11 protein-coding genes are annotated in these 18748 nt (G+C 54.0%); 4 read left to right on the top strand and 7 right to left on the bottom strand.

Annotated features, from left to right (window positions below):
* Nucleotides 1-140 precede the first annotated feature (140 nt).
* Nucleotides 141-4982, bottom strand: coding sequence for a DEAD/DEAH box helicase family protein (locus FEM03_RS07080; protein WP_138085502.1), 4842 nt, complete (start codon nucleotides 4980-4982; stop codon nucleotides 141-143).
* Nucleotides 4928-5194 carry a hypothetical protein gene (locus FEM03_RS07085; RefSeq protein ID WP_138085503.1) on the bottom strand — a complete coding sequence of 89 codons (267 nt, stop codon included), beginning with the start codon at nucleotides 5192-5194 and terminating at the stop codon, nucleotides 4928-4930. Before FEM03_RS07085 ends, FEM03_RS07080 begins: the two co-directional genes overlap by 55 nt.
* A gap of 210 nt (nucleotides 5195-5404) precedes the next feature.
* Here FEM03_RS07085 and FEM03_RS24335 point away from each other — a divergent pair, with 210 nt between their 5' ends.
* From FEM03_RS24335 to FEM03_RS07100, 4 genes are all read left to right on the top strand, one after another.
* On the top strand, nucleotides 5405-5542 hold the full coding sequence (locus FEM03_RS24335) for a hypothetical protein (protein WP_166442691.1): 138 nt from the start codon (nucleotides 5405-5407) through the stop codon (nucleotides 5540-5542).
* A gap of 206 nt (nucleotides 5543-5748) precedes the next feature.
* Nucleotides 5749-6477, top strand: coding sequence for a hypothetical protein (locus FEM03_RS07090; RefSeq protein WP_138085504.1), 729 nt, complete (start codon nucleotides 5749-5751; stop codon nucleotides 6475-6477).
* 20 nt (nucleotides 6478-6497) lie between these two features.
* Entirely contained in the window at nucleotides 6498-8237 is a 1740-nt protein-coding gene (locus FEM03_RS07095) for a GspE/PulE family protein (RefSeq protein ID WP_138085505.1), read from the top strand.
* Between the two features lie 24 nt (nucleotides 8238-8261).
* A complete protein-coding gene (locus tag FEM03_RS07100; RefSeq protein WP_138085506.1) occupies nucleotides 8262-9521 on the top strand; it encodes a type II secretion system F family protein in 1260 nt (419 codons plus the stop codon).
* Nucleotides 9522-9645: 124 nt separating this feature from the next.
* Here the strand turns inward: FEM03_RS07100 and FEM03_RS25905 are convergent, their stop codons facing one another.
* From FEM03_RS25905 to FEM03_RS07125, 5 genes are all read right to left on the bottom strand, one after another.
* Nucleotides 9646-9900 (bottom strand): helix-turn-helix domain-containing protein, encoded by a 255-nt coding sequence (locus FEM03_RS25905; RefSeq protein WP_166442692.1) that lies wholly within the window; start codon nucleotides 9898-9900, stop codon nucleotides 9646-9648.
* Nucleotides 9901-9942: 42 nt separating this feature from the next.
* A complete protein-coding gene (locus tag FEM03_RS07110; protein ID WP_138085507.1) occupies nucleotides 9943-11334 on the bottom strand; it encodes an MORN repeat-containing protein in 1392 nt (463 codons plus the stop codon).
* A 133-nt stretch (nucleotides 11335-11467) separates the two neighbouring features.
* Entirely contained in the window at nucleotides 11468-15619 is a 4152-nt protein-coding gene (locus FEM03_RS07115) for an SIR2 family protein (protein ID WP_138085508.1), read from the bottom strand.
* Between the two features lie 225 nt (nucleotides 15620-15844).
* Complete coding sequence (locus FEM03_RS07120; RefSeq protein WP_138085509.1) at nucleotides 15845-18169, bottom strand: secretin N-terminal domain-containing protein; 2325 nt, start codon at nucleotides 18167-18169, stop codon at nucleotides 15845-15847.
* Nucleotides 18170-18201: 32 nt separating this feature from the next.
* Nucleotides 18202-18741, bottom strand: a complete 540-nt coding sequence (locus tag FEM03_RS07125; RefSeq protein ID WP_138085510.1) for a hypothetical protein — start codon at nucleotides 18739-18741, stop codon at nucleotides 18202-18204.
* Between the last annotated feature and the right edge of the window lie 7 nt (nucleotides 18742-18748).

Here is an 18748-nt window from a genome sequence, read left to right on the forward strand (position 1 = left end):
GTGACCAACCTTCCGAGGCGGAGCGGGGGCAAAGGGGAAACGGAATAAGTGCCGAAGGTCGAGCGTAGCGAGTTATGCCGGATTCCCCCTTGCTGCCGCGAGCACTTGGGACACAAAGTCGGCGTGACAATCTACGTTGTTCAAGGTTTGTTTGCATGGCGTTTTACTTGGATGTCTTTGCGAAGGGTGTCCGACTGATCTTCCGCGCCTTCATCTACCTGCACCGATGCTTGATTCTTGGTGATGTCGAGTGCCTCAATGATTTCCTGTTGCCGATTTCTGGCTGCACTGAGCTTGTCCTCGTGCTCGAAGGGCGACTGCACCTGGATGTTTAGAGCTTCCAGTTGATCCTTATGACGGCGAAGGTTGCTGTTGACCTCCTGAAGGTGCTTGTCGAGGCCATCCAATGCGTGTTCAAGTGAAGAGATGGTTCCCTGAGGACTTTCGCTCACTGTGGCTTCATAATTGTTCTTGCCGTGAATGCGGAGTTCAATGCGAGTATCCAACCTGCGCATGGAAATGGGGAACCCCGCGATGGAGCCGATCCGACCGGTGACCTGCAAAGGTTTGAGAGCGGCCCCGATGAACACCATTTTCCGCCCCGCCGTGAGACGGTCATCGAAGGATTGGTTCTCAATAGTCATGGAGAACTGGTCGCCGCGAGTGGGAGTGCGTGTGCGGATGTCTTGTTTGAGGTTTTCGGCAAGCTGCCCGGTTTCCTTGATTAGTTGCTTGGTGCGTTTGATGCGCAAGCGCATGGTGTGGACGCCATCCATGTGCTGCCGTTGAAGCCGGGTGAGGCGGATAACCTCAGCATCGATCTGAGCTTTCTCCATGACCATGGGGTTGCCGGAGGCGATGGCTTTGACCTCGGCATAACTTAAGGCTGTGGAATCCACGTCTTCAGCCTTGCGCATGGAGGCGTCCCCAGTCATAACTTGGGCGATGAAACGGGCTTTGGTTTCCAGAGTTTGCCACATGTAGGCATCGAAACTTCCTTCCGTGACATAGCGGAAAACACTGACAAATTCGTTTTGATTACCCTGGCGAAGAATGCGTCCTTCACGTTGCTCGATGTCCGAGGGCCTCCATGGAGCGTCAAGGTGATGTAGGGCGATAAGGCGTTGCTGAACATTTGTGCCCTCACCCATTTTCAAGGTGCTGCCAAGCAGCACCCGCACGCGGCCTGCGCGGACGGACTTGAACAGGGCATCCTTTGCGGCATCGGTGTCGTGCTGCTGGATGAAAGCGATCTGCTCATCGGGAATGCCTCTGGCGACAAGCTTGTCGCGGATGTCGTCATAGACCGAAAATCCGCGTTTGCCTTTTTGCGGAGTAGATAAATCGCAGAAAACAAGCTGGGCATTGTTCCGGGTTGCGGATTCCAGCCAGATACGATGGATTTTTTCCACGGCGAGATTCACCTTGGAATCGGGAGCATCGGCGGCTCCCGGAAACGCCAGCCGGATGTCCAGTGCAGCTAGTCTACCCTCGGAAGTAATCTTGAGCATGTTATCCTTTTTGGGGTCGATCTTGCCTCCCTTGACTTTTTCGGCACGCTTGACCAGTTGTTCGACGAACTTCTTCAACATGGGGCTGCAAGGTGCGCTTACGATGATGGCGTGCCCTGATTCCAGCTTCGGAATAGGGAGTTTGAGCATGTCTGCGGTTTGCACGTCGGCGGCTTGGCGGAACTGCTGCATGAGTTCGGGCACATTGACGAATCTGGCGAAGCGGTGTTGCATGCGATAGCCCGCTCCATCAGGACTCAATTCCATGGCGGTAACGGTTTCACCGAAGGTTCCCGCCCAAGAGTCGAAGTGCTGAAGTCCGTGGCGGCGCAAGGAAGCCATTTGCAGGTAACGCTGCATGGTGAACATCTCCGCCATCGTGTTGGAAATGGGGGTGCCGGTGGCGAACACCACGCCGCCCCCGTCGTTGCGGCGCTGTATGTGCTGCACCTTGAGAAACAAATCAAAGGCGCGTTCGGAGGCGGTTTGCGGTAGCCCGGCCACGCGGGTCATTTTGGTGACGTAAAAAAGGTTTTTGAACTTGTGGGCTTCATCAATGAACAGGCGGTCCACGCCCAATTCTTCGAAGGTGAGGGTGAGGTCCTTTTTCTTGTCTGCTGAGAGTGCCTCCAGTTTGACCTCAAGGCGCTTGCGAACGCGCTCCAGTTCCTTCACCAGCCGGGTGCCGCTGCGATCGGATTTCTGATCGCGGATGACCTCCTCTATCTCCGCAATCTGCGAAGAGATGAAATCTTTCCGGGCATGGGTAGATAGCGGGATTTTTTCAAAGCTGGAATGAGTGACGATGACGGCATCCCAGTTGCCGGTGGCGATACGGCTGAAAAGCTGGGCGCGTCGGGCAGCCTCGAAATCGTTCTTGCCAGCAGCAAGGATGGTGGCGTTTGGATAAAGGATGAGTAATTCGGTGGAGAACTGCGTGAGCATGTGATTTGGGACGACGAACATGGGTTTGGTTGCCAGTCCGAGACGCTTCATCTCGATGCCAGCCGCTACCATGCTGAAGGTCTTGCCCGCGCCGACAGCGTGGGCCAGCAGGGTGTTTTTGCTTTGGATGATGCGCCAAACGGCGGCTTTCTGGTGAGGCCGCAAGCTGACATGGAGGCTGCTACCGGGCAGGGTCAGATGGCTGCCGTTGAAGACGCGCAGGCGCACGGAATTGAACTGGTCGTTGTATTGGCGGCACAGCCGTTCGCGGCGGTCATCGTCCTCCCATATCCAAGTCTTGAAGCGTTCTTTGAGCTTTTCCTGGCGGTCACGAGCGCCTTCCGTCTCAACGGAATTGACCACGAGGTTGCTCGACACGGTATCTTTGTCATAAACAGTGGGGGTTTTGAGATTGAGCGAATCCTGGATCAAGTCGAGCGCGGAATAGCGGGCGATGCCCCATTCGGTGGTGTTGGCGACAGATGACCTTGCCTGATTGCTGCCTCGCACAAACCAGATGCCCACCTGAGGGGCGTGGCTGACCTCGACTTTTTCGCCACCCAAAAGTGATGAGGCAAAAGCGGCCACGTCTTGGGCGGGAATCCAAGCGGCTCCCAGCCGGGCTTCGATTTCTGAAGGTTTCAAATCCTCGGGCTGCACGGCTTGCAGCGCATCCACATTTTCCTGAAAACGATCATCGGCCGCTGCTGCTTGGCGAGCCAGCTTTAGCTTGTCACGAACATTCCCGAAAAGGTAATTGTCTTCGGTCTCCCAATGCCGTGTTTCGGGGTTGAGAAAAATCAGCCCCTTGAGTTCGGGCATTATGTCTGTCACGTCTTTTTGCAACAGCCCTGCCATGTGCTCCAGGTCCACTTTTGCGCGTTCATTGAGAGTGACGACAAGGGCATCCCTGGCGCTATCGGCATGGCGGACAGGAGCGGAGGCATGAATGGTGCGCTCACGGAAGATGGCGGCCTTTTTTGCTCCCTTGGAGTCTGGGCGGTAGTCCTCCAGCGAGCAGAGCAAGGGCGAATCGGGATCACTACGAAACGCCCGACGGTTGGCGAGGGCATTGATCGGGCCGAAGCGTGAGACGAAGTGATCGTAGCGAATATGGAGTTGCTGGCGTGCGGCGAGAATGGCGGGTTCGCCGCTTTCCTCAAGTTGGGTTCGCAACACCTCCCTCAAGGCATCCCGCACTAAAATAAGGCCGCGAATACGGCGTGAGGCTTCGCCGGACAAGCCTTCAACCAGCACAAGATGATTCCCCTGCCGGGCAGTCACATGGCCGTCATGCAGGGCGAATCCCACTTCCTTGATTCCTTCGGGTGCGGGGAGACCTTCCCCGGCAACTTCATTGTCTGAGCACGATATTGCTAATTCCCGGTATATGCCCTGCGGCAGGCGAGCGACGGCCTCCTTCAAGGCCTCTTCGAGAGGACGAGCATCAGGCACCAAGGCGGGTTCGCCGGGACCATACATGGTTGCTTCCTCGGCCATGTCGCCGCACATCATGTGGCGGCGTTCAGCGAAGTAGCGATTGATCTCGAAGGTGACGCCTTGGGAATTGACATATTTCGCCAATTCACGCCAGTCGTGACCGCAAGGGCTTTCTCCATTTTCCAGCCGACGCAGAAAAATAATATCGGTAGTGACTTCGGTGTTGGCGTTCTGCTTGAAGGCGGTGTTGGGCAGACGGATGGCTCCCAAGAGTTCCGCGCGTTCATGCATATAGTCACGCACCCGGCGATCCGCCTTGTCCATCGTGCCCTTGGAAGTGATGAACGCGATGAGTCCTCCGGGGCGGGTTTTTTGCAGAGCCTTGGCGAAGAAATAGTCGTGAATGAGGAAACCATGCTTGTTGAATTCAGGATCGAAGACCTTGTAGTTGCCGAAGGGCACGTTGGAGATGGCCAGATCAAAGGCATTATCGGGGAGCCGGGATTGCTCAAACCCCTGTTGGCTGATGTGCGCACCGGGATAGAGCAGCCGGGCGATACTGGCGGTGGTGGCGTCGATCTCGACGCCGCTGAGTCGTGATTGCTGGCGCATTGGCTCCGGCATCAGACCGAAGAAGTGGCCGATGCCGAGGGCTGGTTCCAAGATGTGGCCGTGAGTAAACCCCAAGCGTTGCACAGCGCCATAAATAGCTGAGACGATTGTGGGGGAGGTATAGTGTGCGTTGAGCGTGGATGCCTGGGCGGATCGATGTTCCTCCGGGGTGAGGAGTTCGCGGAGTCGTTCGCGCTCCTGCTGCCAAGTTTCGTCCTCGTGCGTGGCGAACACTTGGGGGATACCACCCCAACCGACATAACGGACCAAGGTTTGCTGCTCCTCGGCAGTGGCCTGCCGATTCTCCTTGCGGACGGCGTTAAGAACTTCGATGGCGCGGAAATTGGCCAGGCTTTTTTCCTTGAGCGAGCCCCCGCCGACGTTATCATCGGGCAGGATACGATAATCGCTCGTGCCGTTTATTCGTCGGTTTCCGATGGCAGCAGGATGTAGCTCTCCCTGACCATTTCCCAAGCTTGAGCCTGTGCTTGCTGGACGGTCAGGCCCTGAGCTTCGAGTTTCGTTTCCAAATTCATCAGTTCGTCCAGTGTCCGCTCCTGCGCCTCGTAGAGAGCTTCTTGCAGTCTCCCCTCCGCCTCCAGTTCGCGCACCATCCGAGGGCGAAATTCCCTCCAGTGACGTTCGGCCATCAGTCCGTAGCCGGTGAGCGGGAAGGTCGTTTTCATGGGAGGCAAAGAGGTCGAAAAAGCTGAGTTGTTCAGCCGCTGGCTTTGCGGGTGACTTGCCATTGCGCTTTATCATCGACTTTTTTGACGCGATTGTAAATGCTCAAAGGCTCAGGCTTGTTCCGGATTGGGAGCACGATCCGGCGGACAGCGCACCAGCGAGGTCTGGAGTTAGCTAAGTGATAGCAAGGTGACAGAAATATTTCCCTCATGTATGAAGGCAACGGCCTGGGCGCGGGTGATGAATTGGCGCAGACTGGGGAACCAGTGCGAGGAAAACTTGCTGAGCCGGATCAGGAATTCATTTACGCGAAGCCAGGTGATCACCCCAAGAAGTCGTTTCTGTAACTCCCAAAGGTCCCAAATTTAGGGTTGGGATCGGCAAGCATGATGTCGAGTCACTGCGGATCTGGATGCCCAAGCCGGAAAAAAGACCAAAACCTAAAAGACCGTCGCCCGGTAAAAAATAAGTAGAATCTGTGACAAAAAGCCAGTGGGCAGTCCATATTTTTCAGCCAATAAAGCGTGTGGTAATTATGTGACATTTCCGTGTGTTGACCATCTCGGTCTGGATGGTGGATAATTTAGGAATGAACCCGCTGAATCTATTTGCTTGGATAATATCGCTTGGTGTTCTCTGGATGGGTGCACCTGCTGCCCACTCACAGATGCTGGTTTACAAAGTGCTAATTGACGAAGGTAAAGGCATCAATTACCACGCTTATGATGGCGGCTATTTTGTGGCACCTGTGCTCGGTGGAAGCGGCTCCTTTTTGCTTACTAGCTCAGACAACCGGCGAATCTACGTGGAAGCCACCGACAGCGGCCGTCTGTTCACTGCGGTGAATGACAATTCCAAGAAGGCGGTGGTTTCGGCCACCACTGGAACGGGGACGGCTTCCGGGGCGATGCTGGCGTATGGCGAGGTGAATCATCGGATTCACGTCAGCGGAAGAACTGCGGATTTGCATGTGCGAGTTGCCAAGAACCTTAGTGGCACGGCGCTGAGTTCCAACGACGAGAGCGAAGTGGAAGCCCCGACCACGAATCGAAGTTTGGGGGTGGCGGGAATTTCGACTTTCAAACTGAATTTGGATGAGAATGCAACACGTCGTGCGAACCAGGACGGGCTTTCAATGGCGCAAACAATGGAGCAGCTAAAGCTCGCGCTGGAACGGGAAGGATATAGCAACGCCGATGCAGGTGAGGACGACGAAGATGGAGGTGGAGATGGCGAAGATGACGACGAAGGCGAAGATGACGATGAAGGTGAAGATAATTGAGGGTTTCACCATTTATCGCCATGAACGTTCTTTTGCAATCTGCCAGTCATGCAGGTGTGGCCGATATGGAGGCGGTCACCCTGGTGGTGCGCGAGGCGGCGGTTTGTGGGCAGTCCCTGGTGGACACGGCATTGACGAAGCTGCCCTTGGATGAAGCTGAATTTTTACACGACCTCGCCAGAAGGTTTCAATGGGACTGCCAAAACTCTCTGAAACCGGATGTGGGCTCGGCTGCCGAACTTAAGCAGGCTTGCCCGGCGCGTCTGGCGCTAAGGCATCGATTGCTGCCGCTGAAATTGGAGAGCCGCCGCGTCGACCATGAGACAGGTCACGAGGAAACCCCGATCCACAAGGTGTTGACGGTGGCCTGTTATGATCCGTTTGATCTGGTGGCGCGTCAGGCCGTTTCCCGCATGGTGCCGATGCAGGTGCGCTGGTGCCTTGCTCCGCGGAGCGAGATATTGAGAGGCATCCAGGCGTTTTATGGCGTGGGCGCGGATACTTTTGATGATCTCCTCAAAAATCGTGCCCAAGATGATGACGACAGCCACATGCGGGATGAGGCAAACGTCATTGATGCGGACGATGATGACGCTTCCGTGGTCAAGTTCGTCAACCAGATCATCCGAGAGGCATTGGGGCAGCGGGCGACGGACATTCATGTGGAGCCATTGCATGACAATCTGCGGATCCGTTATCGGATTGACGGTGAGCTGCACGAAGTGCCGGTGCCGGAGAACATCAAAACCTTGCAGGCGTCGTTGTTGGCCCGCATCAAGGTCATGGCAAAGCTGGATATTGCGGAGAAACGTTTGCCGCAGGATGGCCGCATCAACCTGAAGCTGGACAACCAAAGCATCGACGTGCGTGTGGCATGCATCCCAAGCGTGGAAGGAGAAAGCATCAGCCTGCGCCTGCTGGGACAGGAACGTTTCACCCTCGACAAGCTGGGGCTGACGCCTGATTACCGGGACAAGATCGACCAATTATTGGCGAAACCGAACGGCATCATCTTGGTGACGGGCCCGACCGGTAGTGGAAAAAGCACTACGCTCTACACTTGCCTCTCGCACTTGAACAAAGTAAACCGGCGCATTGTCACCATTGAAGACCCGGTGGAACACAAGCTTTCCGGGGTGGTGCAGATTGCGGTCAAGCCGGAGATCAACCTGACCTTTGCCAGCGGGTTACGCAGTATTTTGCGCGGTGATCCTAATGTGGTGATGGTGGGGGAAATTCGTGACCTTGAAACCGCAGAAATCGCCGTGCGTGCTTCGCTGACAGGACACCTGGTGTTTTCCACTCTGCATACCAACGACGCGGTGGGCGGCATCACGCGGTTGGTGGAGATGGGGGTGGAACCCTTCCTTGTTAGTTCTTCGGTGCGGGCCTTCGTCGCCCAACGTCTGGTGCGCTCGCTTTGTCCTCACTGCAAAAAGCCGGTGCAATACAGCACGGATCAACTGAACGCCTGTCAGTTTGGCGAGGCCATTGGCAAGACCATCTATGGGGCGGACGGTTGCCAAGCCTGCCGGGGAACTGGACATCACGGACGGCTGGCGATTTATGAAATGGTCATCATCAGCCCTACCTTGCAGGACATGATTTCGCGCAGGGCGAGCGGCAATGAACTATTAAAACAGGCACGCAAGGAAGGGTTGATTTCCATGCGTGAATACGGCTGGCGCAAGGTGCTGGAAGGCGTGACCACGGTTGAGGAAGTGATGAGGGTCACCAGTGAGGACTTCTTGGATGAATAAACGCAGAACATCGCGAGATTGATCATGTCTTCCTTTCACTACGAAGCCATTTCTTCCTCTGGCGAACGCAGCAACGGCGTTTTGGAGGCATCGGACCGTGGAGAGGTGATGCGGTTGTTGGCACGTCGGGGCTTGCAGCCCTTTGCCATTCATGACGCAGTGGAAATGACGGATCGGAAGACGTCCTCCGATAAGAATAAGGGCAAGAGCGAAAAAGCGGTGCGCACGGCAAAGGCCACTGGTATCAAGCTTAGTCGTGCACAGGTGATCCAGTTCACTGAGGAATTGTGCGACTTGTTGGGAGCCGGATTGCAGTTGGAACAGGCGTTGCACGCGATGGAGAATCGAAGCGCGGCTTCGTCGCGAGACACTGCCTCAAGCTTGCGGGCGAGAGTCAGGGATGGGATGCCCTTTTCCACAGCACTGGCACAGGTTAGCCCGTCCTTTGGCGAATTGTATTGCAATCTGGTTTCTGCCGGGGAGGCCAGCGGTGCTTTGGCTCCCATCCTGCAACGGCAAGTGCGATATCTGAATCAAATGGAAGCCCTCCGTTCAAAGGTGACAGGAGCGTTGATCTATCCGGCGTTTATCGTGTTTTCAGGCGTTGCGCTGGCCATTGTGTTCGTGACTTATTTGCTGCCCAAACTGGCGGTGCTGGTGAAAAACACGCAAGGCAAACTACCGCCCGTCGCGCAGTGGATGCTGGCGGCCAGCGATGTGTTTCGTGGTTGGTGGTGGCTGCTGTTGATGTTGGTCGTGTTGGCTGCCGTGACCATTCGTGTGCTGCTGCAGGACAAAGCCCGGTTGCTGTGTTGGCATCGCATCAAGTTGACGCTTCCCATTTACGGTCCCGTCTTGCGCAGTCGATTTGAAGTGCAGTTTCTTGAAACCTTAGGCAACCTGCTGGTCAACGGCCTACCGCTCAACCGTGCATTGGAATTGGTCAAACGTGCCACCATGAATCTGTTCCTACGTGACCGTTTGAGCGCGGTGGAGGCTATGGTGGGCGATGGCGGCTCATTGAGCCGGGCGCTGGAAAAGACCGAAGTGGCGAGGCCACTGGTGGTGGACATGATCAAGGTCGGCGAGCAGACCGGTGAGATGGCGGAAACCCTGCAAAAAGCGGCGACACGGTTTGATAACCAGTTGAGCAAGCTCATTGACAGGGCCGCATCATTGATTCAGCCAGTGATCGTGCTGGTGATGGCCGTGGGCGTAGGGATCATGGCCTGGATGATGGTGAGCGTGGTCTACGGAACCATGGAAAATCTGCGGCATCGATGATGAATTCGAAGCTGGTCGCTAAAATCCAGGGCGAATCAGGAGCTATTCTCGGACGACAAACATCGACTTTGGTAATTCAACACAAGAATACTTAGCCGGTGTCGCAAGGCGCTGGAACCAATGTTCAGACCGAATTGCAACCGCAGATGTTTGCGCTCTCAAGATCAAGTCCGGTTCGCTTCAGTCCACACTCGCAAGACTTTGTCGGAGGGGTTAAGTTTCGAGCGGGCGGACGACCGCGAGGTCTAGGTTCGACCAAGCCTTTCTGCGCTTGGGGTTCAATGTAGCGCTGAACTGTGCGCTGAGAAATGCCAGAATTATCAGCCAGTTCCTTGATGCTCCACCCACTTTGGTGCCCAGCTGGTAAGTGTCTTCGCAAATCAGGGTGGTAGAATTTAATGCTGCGATTATCAAGCAGTTGTTATTGGCGTTGTTGCTGGATCTTGTCCGCCCGTTTACAGAAGTCGTTGAGAAAAAGGAGCAACTGTGCAGCCTGACCTTCGGTGGTTCCTATTTCCTTGGCGAGAGTAACCGCTTCTGCCCTAGCCGTCCTTTGGACTAGGTTGTCAACGGAAAGTGTGCCATCGCACACCGAACAAATGAGATTGCGCACCAGCCTGATTCCCGGATCGGGAACATCCGGCAGGAGGATGCGAAGATTGTTGTCGATGACTCCCGATCTGATATAGTGCCGCGAAAGGAGAGAAATTGCGGCCCCTGTCAGGGTGTTCTCCGCATCGAAAATGGCATCTACTCCCCATTGGGCGACGACCATACCCATAATGTTATAGATTGCCTGTTCCTGACGCTGGCTATGCGAGCGAGTTTCGTCAACGGCTACCTCGTCATATCGGTGCATGTCATCGCTGGAATTCGAAAACATGGCGGAGGAATTTGCCACAGAGGGTTCGCGCATCTGAGAAACGAGCCTGTCATATTCATAAATGCCGTGGGCATGTCGCTTGCCGGATAATGAGATCATGTAACCTTCGCCATGCCGCTGTTCATTGCGCCAGTCTCCAATGAAGATAGAACCGTCCGGGTAGAACATTTGGCCGTAGCCATGCTCGTTCCAGTCCTGCAATTCACCTACATATGCCATTCTCGCGTTCATGTTCGCATAGATGGCGACGACATTGGTATCGAGTTTGCCCTGACTGGCCAAGCCATGGTAAATGCCTGCAATGCCATTTTTTCCACTGGACACGGCTATTCCAAAGCCGGCTGCCATACCGTGACGGTCAATCGGGCCATACCAATGGATCTGGACGCTTTGATAGAGTTTTTGGACGATGGCACCGGAAGATAAGCTTTGCTGAGAACGTTCAAAAGAGTAGTCGCTTGAGGTGGGTTGGTCGTCATAAAAACCACCCTGATAGGCGATGTTTCCGCCTGGTGACCATTGCAATCCAGAACCGTGACGCAGACCATCATGCCAGTTCCCCTCATACCGACTACCGTCGGCAAACCGCATCACACCATACCCGTGCTCTGACCAATCCTTTAGCTGACCGACATAGCAGAGACCTGTGAGGGGGTAAATGGCTACTGCATCGCCATCCATCCGTCCGACATTCATTTCGCCATAGTAAGCGGCTGCGAGACGGTCATTGTGTGTAAAAAGGGCTACGCCACGCCCGGTGGCATAACCATCGGCATCCAAATGACCGCGCCACTCCATCTTGCGGGTCTGGCTACGGTACTTGTTCCACACTTTTGCTTGATTATTCTCTGCGCGGCTGAAGCCGCCTGTTTGGGCATGGGCAGAGAGCATCAAGCCGACGAGTATTAAAGTGGTTAGGAGTCGTTTCATAGGATTGCTTGATGTATAGTTCTTGCCCGTAAGGTGATTATTTTTGCGTTTGATTGGCAGTGACTGTTGTTATTGATCGTGTTGATGGCTAACGCCGTGCATGTGTTGTTCTGGCTGCTGTGGTGGAATTGCATCAAGCTGCGCTAGCCGTCTGTGGCATCGCCAAAGCATTCAAGCGCAAACGGACATCCTCGACGAATGGCCTTTCGAGAGAGTCGTAGCCTTCCAAGTCATCTAGGGACTCCTCCGCAAGTTCCGACAGTTCCCGGTCATCGCGCAAATGATGGACATTTAACGATGCGGCTGCCAGGAGATAGTAATGAATCAAACGAGCGTTGCGATATCCTTGGGTTATGGGGAGCAAGAGGCCTTGCCGGAGTATATAAAGAATATGATCAGCCGGAAGAATGCGTCTGCGATCAGCTAGCCAATAATGGGATGGCAAGAGAGCTTTTTTGCGCGAGTTGTTGATTTCACAAACCTCGCAGAGCACTTTCATTTTTAGGACATATAGGCGATTCCACCACCAGGAGGAGCGCTCGACATCCTGAAGATTGTTCTCGGCTGTTTCCAGACATGCCCAAGCCTGATCTAGCAAGCAACAATGCTTCTGGTCGTGAATCGGGCACTTCTGGGTGCTGAGCGCTCCTTGGCCGAATTGGGAGCGGATTAGGAAGAACTTTGAAACAAACACCTCTGCCTGCCGCAAGGCAACTATGGCCCATTCACTTGGGTCTCCAGCGAAATGCTTTGAATTGTTCAGGTAAGCGAGTGCCTCATTCAGTTTGCGCGTCGCCTCATTGTCTCTTCCGAGCATACCGAGGCTAAGTCCGTAAATGACCCGTGAGCGCAAATTAGCCCATTCAAACGCTTCACAGTTTTGCAGACTCAATTGACGCGACAGCCGGATTGCGACCATGCATTGGGCGCAGATGTGAGCCCAAAGACTCCGAGCTATGGAATCTGCTTCGTGCGAGTGAACGTCTTTCGATTCGAGTTTACGCACGCGGGTGCGCGTCAAGAATTCAAAATGTTGCCAGCGATAAGCACGTTCGACGTTAATCTGCGCACCGAGAATGATGAGTCGAATCAGGCGGGCTATTGAGTTGCCGGTTCTGTTTTCTTTTGGAGCCGTGGCCCACCAACGATCAATAGTTGAGCGAACCAGAAGAGGACTGGGGCGAACTTCCTCACAATTTTTGTGTGCGAGCAATATCTGAAGAGCTTCCTCATCGAAACCCTCCACATAGTTTTTGAAGTCTTTTGCAAGATTTTTCGCGCGTTGAAGCGGTGCCCCTTGCAAATAGAGGCTGTCGCTGTCTGAGCAGGAAGGGGCACCTTGGAGGTTGGAACGTAACCCTTCCCAACGCACTTGCATGAAGAAGCCATCCCCTTGAGCAGACTTGATCATGTTGATTATGCGTTGAATCTGGCTTCGCAACATCGTCCAGGGAATATTCTGCTGCCCTTCGCAGGTATCATTGCTCAGCCCTGTCTCCTGAATTTCCAGCCGCAGCCGTTCAAACAAATCGTCCTCGATTCCCCAAAAGATAATCACATCCTCGGACAGACGAAGAATCTTACTGAGTTGATTGAATGCAATTTCAGCAAGTAGTTCTTTGTAGCGCGAGGAGGATTTCCCTTCATCGCCGCACAAATCATTATCCATTTGGGGTGTTGGCTTGGCTTCTGATATCCAGTGGAGACATTGGACATAATGATAAAGGCATTCAACTAGGGGAACTGGATCGTGTGATGCCTGAGTTGCCTTGAAATACCATTCAGCAATCCACATATGGGTTCGAGCACGTCTGGCGCGGAGGCTTCTGCGAATCGCACCCTTGTCCTTCAGAATGTCCTGTTCGTCAGCTTCGTATTGTTCACACCAATGAGCGATACGGATGCGCAAGTCCCAATGGAGCCAGAAGAAGGACGCCGCTTTCATTCTAAAGAGGCCGAAACCGTGGAGTTCCCTGCTCCATTTCTCAGCCAGCAGAGAGCGTTGTGCATCCCGATCCGTGCCGGACGCCGCATCAAAACGATTGTTGCAGTCCATCACGCCTTCAGCCCACATGGAGCAAGGATGGCGAGACTGGCGGAAAAGGCAAAGCGCATATAGAAAGCGAACTCGCAGGAGCTTGGTATCGAATTGGTTGCCCGTTGCTTCGGATACCCAATCCTTGAGTCGCTCGACTATTTTTTCGCTATGAATCAGGCCGGGATATGAATCTGAGTCTTTGATGAGATAGCCGGGTTCACTGGAGGAGGCATGATGTATTTCACGTAGTAGTTGTTCGTCGCATTGGACTTTATCCTTGATGAGTTCCCATGTCTTTTCCCGGACGGCAAGATCAAGCTGCAATTCATCTGCAATGACGTGCGCAGGCTTGGCTTCCTGCTGCTTAGTTGACATGCTAGCCAAATGTCTGGCAACCAAGTCACGCCGATAGCTGGCAAAGGGCAGGTAAACAATGCTTATTCCGACGGAACAAAGTTCATCAAACAGTATATGAAGCTCGTTGTAGTCTTTGTCGGTCCAATGCTGTAAGCTAAATGCCGCATTGACTCCGGGAGGCGTGCGTCCTGAAACAAAAATGGTCACCTTTTGATGATCGAGACGCAAGTATCTGCGTAGAATTTTCTGCTGTTTTCTAGTGGCACTTGCATAGGCAATTGGTTCCATGCGGAATGAACCAAGACGATTGGCCACGCTCTGCCACAACACTCGCTTCAAGTGCTTAACAGTGATAAAATCACCCAATTCATACCACGCATAACCATCAATCTTATGTGTGTCCCTCCAGAAATATTGGGAACACAAAGAGGACAAGCCTGATCCGCCGTAAATAACGAGCTTGGGGGATGCCTTGCCTGGAGCCACATGCTCATGATTCACACAGTGAATCAGATAGTTTCCGTCGTACTCACCGGCATGCAGAAGGGACAGCTTGCCCGCAAGGGACTCGTTCAGATTATCAATGAACTGCGCAACGACGTTCACAGACTTCTTTGATTTCGGTTCATCTGTCAGCTTGCTGTTTTCCCTTCCCGATGGAACTAGAGGATGTGGAGGAACGAAATGAGCATATTCGTATCGGAGTCCGCCTGGAGGCAGCGTATGAGTGATTTTTTGATACAATTCAAGGAGAAATAGGTCAGGGCGAGGTTCAATTGCGGAATAAAAAAAGGCGCTGTCTTCCGATTCCAATTCGAGCTTTCTGATGACGCTTTTTTCGCCTTTTTCGCTATGAGCTAGCCAAAATACCTTCAGGGTCATTCCGCTGTCTTGCAGACGCGACTGCTGAATAGCATATTTTAAGAGATGCCGCACTCTGCCATCATTAAGCGAATATCCCATCACAATAAGGCAACACTTTGAGCGAACAATGCCACTATCTTCCGGGCCTACCATGTAGGAATAGAATCTTTCGCAATCTTCTTGCGTGGGCCTCTGGTCGACCGAGTAATCGGCCCTGGTTTCAAACATGCCACCATGTAGTTTCACGATGGTGTCTTGAAGACGGACAATTTTCGCATCGGGAAGGCCTCCACTGATACTGACATCGAAAACTTGTAGATGTGATTTATTGGTGGTGAACGCCTGCTCAATCAGTTCGTCGAAATTGGTCGTAAGTACCGTATGAATGCGCAGTGGCATCGCAAGGTTGGCGAGCATCTGATGGATCAAGCTGGGCCGCCTTCCCTTCGTCACAAAGACGTTATAGGCATCTAAGACCGCCTGATTGGGGGCGCCTAGAGATGGAGTCTTGTCATTTTTTTCCCTGTATATCCTGCAAATAAAGACAAGTGCCGATTTCCATTCCGAACAAGCGCCCAATGCTTCCGCGACAAGTCTGCTCTTATCGGTTTCCCTCCGGTTGCTGGCTTTTTCAGAGGGCGAAGGATTCTTCAACCTACTCATAAAGGAAAGTAAATCAGTTTCCCAACGACGCAGCGATTCACCCTGTTCGATGGTCGGATAAGGAGGCCAGCCGTTGGCAACGAAATTCCAATAATCGGACTGTCGTTCAGATCCCTGTTCAGACACTTTGTCGCAAATAAGAGTTTCAATGGCAGCGTCATCGCTCGGAGAATTGGGGTGAGCGACGGGTATGCCTACACCTCTAAAAACAGCCCACTTGAGATATTCGATGAATTCCTGTCCTCGGGGGATTCCTGATCTGCTTGAACATCCGCTGCCTAGGAATGGAACAAAGTCATATCCTTCTCTTACAGCCTTAACTAGTTCCGCCATGAATGCTTCGCGCGGTTCGATCTTTTCCATAGATTGGTTGATGATGAGCGTTAGTTGATTGGCTGGTCGGATAAGCACGTTTTGCGGATAAAATTTCGAGCTTAGTCTTCGTATTTTTGAGTGATTGAGCGATACCTTTGTTAATATGTCTACTCATTTATTGATCAAATCCAGGTTGCTCATGTGTTTCAGACATCCTGTCTATGAATTGCTTTTGGGAAACAATAGACAGAATGTGGGGTAGGGGGCCACCAGTCAGCGTTTGGTTGTGCTTGGGGTGGATTTCGCTTTTCCAGTGGACTTCTGTTTTATGCCCGGCTCAACAGCTTGCGCTTTTGAAGCGTCTGAGTCCTCTTTCCATTCCGGAAGGGGGAGAAGGGGAGTTCCGTCGCCGGGATTCGCGAATTCCTGGGTGCGTTGGTAGCTGCGGCTGTCGCGATTGAGGTCGGTTTGTTCCTGGATGTGGTCCGCTCCGTCGTTGAGGATGCGCGGTTGCACGAAGATCATCAACTCGCGGCGCTCCTTGGTTTTGTTAGTGCTTCCAAACAGGTGTTTCACGACGGGGATGCGAACCAGAAATGGCAGTCCGCTCTTGGCTTTGCGGTCGCGCTCGGTGATCAATCCGCCGAGCATCACCGTGGTGCGGTCGGGCACGATGAGCCTGTTACGCATGCCCTGTTCAGAGATGTTGGGAATTTGGTTGCCGCTGATGGTGGTGAAACCACTGATGTCGTTGTTCTGCTGCTGGAACTCCAGCATCACCTCGTTGTTGTTGTAGATGTGCGGTGTGATGTCCAGTTGCAGACGCACGGGGATGTATTGAGTGGTAGAGCGAATGGTGTTGCCGGAATCGAGATTGTTCACGGAACTGAGCGTTTCGCCAGGGATGGCAAGTTGTTGGCCGATATAGATGGTGGCGGATTGATGGTTCAGCGTGGTGATGGTCGGCTTTTGCAAGATGTGGAAGCGTTCGGTCTTTTCCAGCGTTTGCAGGAACACGTTCCAATGCTTGCCGATCTGACCATAAACCGTCAATCCGTCCAGCGCGGGCAGGAAGTCGGCGGCGCCGCCAAGTTGAGAAATGTCGGTGAATGCGGTGCCCTGGGTGTTGAGCACGCCGCCCAAAAGGCTGTCGTTGCCCACGTTTTCAAGGGTGCGAATCCAGTCGAGGCCAAAGTTAAAATCTTCTCCGACGGTGAACTCGCCGATGATGACGGAAAGCAGGATTTGTTTGGGCCGCACGTCCAGTTCGTCAGCGAGTTGTTCCAGCATGCGAAGCTGGTCGGGAGGACCGCTGGCGTAAAAACGGGAACTGCCGGGATCGACAATCACCAGGGTCTTGGAAACCAGCACGCTATAAGCCTTCTTGGTGACATCGAGTGGCTCCACGCCGCCAAATCCGAAGCCGCTGGAAGCTGACCCACCGCTTCCGCCCAAGCCCAAGCCGCCGCCGTCGAGCCCAGAGCGGCCTGTGCCACGATTGCCGAAGCCGCCGCTGGTGTTGGAAGGTTCGACTGGTGTGGTGCTGGTGGTGGTTTGGGGGGTGATCGACTCTCCGGCCTCCTTGCTGTTTCGTTGCAGGGACTTCTCGGCGATGGAAACGAAAGTCGTGAGGTCAATGTAGTTGAGCTTGCGCGAAATGAACCCGCTGGTGGGAGATTCGCCATCAAGGTAGGCAATCAAACTTTCGATGTATTGAATGTCCAGAGGGCGGGCGATGATGACCAGACTGTTGGTGCGCTCAACCGGCTGGATGATGGGCTTGATGGCCTTGGTGGACATGCCTGCAAAGGAGGCGACGGTTTGTGGGGCAGCAGCTTCTTCCGCCGTCGGCTGGCGGCTGGTCGGGCGTTCGCGCTCGGTGGGGGCACGGGTTCCGGAAGCGGAAGCCGTTTCCAATCCCAACAAAGTGGAAAGCTGTTCGGCGACCACTTCAGCATCGGCGCGGGTCAGATGCACCAGATGGTGTTTCGTTTCACTCGGTGGAAGATCCACCTGAGCCGCCAGTTCGACATAAGAGCGAATGGTGTTGGAGTTCTCGGTGATGAGCAGTGCCTGGGCATTGGGCACGGCGGTGATCTTTCCATACGAATGAGGCGGAACGACCTGCGCAAAGGCACGTGCGGCTTCGTCGGCATCCAGGTAACGCAGGGGCAGAAGGTAGTTGACCACCTGGTCGCTCTGCGGGAGGTCGGCCTCGCGCAGGATCATCGGCACCCCTTCGCTGGCGGGAAGTTTGTCGCCGGAAATGACGATGACCTTGATCATCTGGTCGCCGCTGGGAACGAGGGCATAGCCAGCCAGCAGCAGCGATTTTTCGATGAACTCGATGGCCTCGGGGGGGCTGAGCTTTCCGGTGGTTTCGATGTTAACTACGGCGGCTTCCAGAGCAGTATCGCGGATAAGACGTTTGCCGGTGAGGCGTTGATAGGTATTGAGCACCTCGCCAATCGGAGTTCCCGGCGGAAACTGCACCGCGATGGACTCCGGCGAGTCCGGTGAGGGTGCGTTATTTTGCGCATGAACGCCCGCCAGCAGCAGGGATGCGACGACGCACAAATAAAAGGATCGGCAAAACATGGGAGGAAACAGGTTTGAAGGTTGCAGATGGGTTAGCGCGTAGAAGTCGGCGTGGTTTCACGGCGGCGGCGGGAGCGCAATGACTCGTCGTCGCTGCTTGAAGTTCGGGTGCTTGCGGCAATGCTTTTCGAGGAGCCACCCGAGACTGGCGAGCCGGGGGATGTGGCCAGTTGCTTCAAGAAATTCTCATCGTAGTGGAGCACCGCGCTTTCGCCATTCACTTCGACTTCAACAAAGGAGTCTTTGCGGGTGTCCTCAAGGCTGGCAGTCTTAATCTTCATGCCGTTGGCGGCGTTCTGACCGCTCACCAGTTCGGTGCGCTCCCGCGTTTTGGTGTTGACCACCACGGCGACGATTTCCTCACCAAACTGAACCATGCTTCCAAGAACCAGATCCTTGGCGAAGGATTCCTTCTGGACCGCCACTGGCGCAGTTTTCAGGGTGAAAGGATTTTTTTTCCAGATCTCTTGAAAATGCTTTAGGGGATGGGCATCCGGCGGCGCAAATCCATCCTCGGCCACGGCGAACGCCGGACCCAGAACCAGGATGAAAAATAGAATGCTCCGTTGCATGGGAATG

This window comes from Phragmitibacter flavus (genome assembly GCF_005780165.1).
Lineage (GTDB): Bacteria > Verrucomicrobiota > Verrucomicrobiia > Verrucomicrobiales > Verrucomicrobiaceae > Phragmitibacter > Phragmitibacter flavus.

What these genes read in the sequence shown, in the direction of transcription:
- FEM03_RS24335 (WP_166442691.1), top strand. Translation starts at nt 5,405, where the DNA reads ATGTATGAAGGCAACGGCCTGGGCGCGGGTGATGAATTGGCGCAGACT.
- FEM03_RS07110 (WP_138085507.1), bottom strand. Translation starts at nt 11,334, where the DNA reads ATGAAACGACTCCTAACCACTTTAATACTCGTCGGCTTGATGCTCTCT.
- FEM03_RS07120 (WP_138085509.1), bottom strand. Translation starts at nt 18,169, where the DNA reads ATGTTTTGCCGATCCTTTTATTTGTGCGTCGTCGCATCCCTGCTGCTG.
- FEM03_RS07095 (WP_138085505.1), top strand. Translation starts at nt 6,498, where the DNA reads ATGAACGTTCTTTTGCAATCTGCCAGTCATGCAGGTGTGGCCGATATG.
- FEM03_RS07085 (WP_138085503.1), bottom strand. Translation starts at nt 5,194, where the DNA reads ATGAAAACGACCTTCCCGCTCACCGGCTACGGACTGATGGCCGAACGT.
- FEM03_RS07100 (WP_138085506.1), top strand. Translation starts at nt 8,262, where the DNA reads ATGTCTTCCTTTCACTACGAAGCCATTTCTTCCTCTGGCGAACGCAGC.
- FEM03_RS07115 (WP_138085508.1), bottom strand. Translation starts at nt 15,619, where the DNA reads ATGGAAAAGATCGAACCGCGCGAAGCATTCATGGCGGAACTAGTTAAG.
- FEM03_RS07125 (WP_138085510.1), bottom strand. Translation starts at nt 18,741, where the DNA reads ATGCAACGGAGCATTCTATTTTTCATCCTGGTTCTGGGTCCGGCGTTC.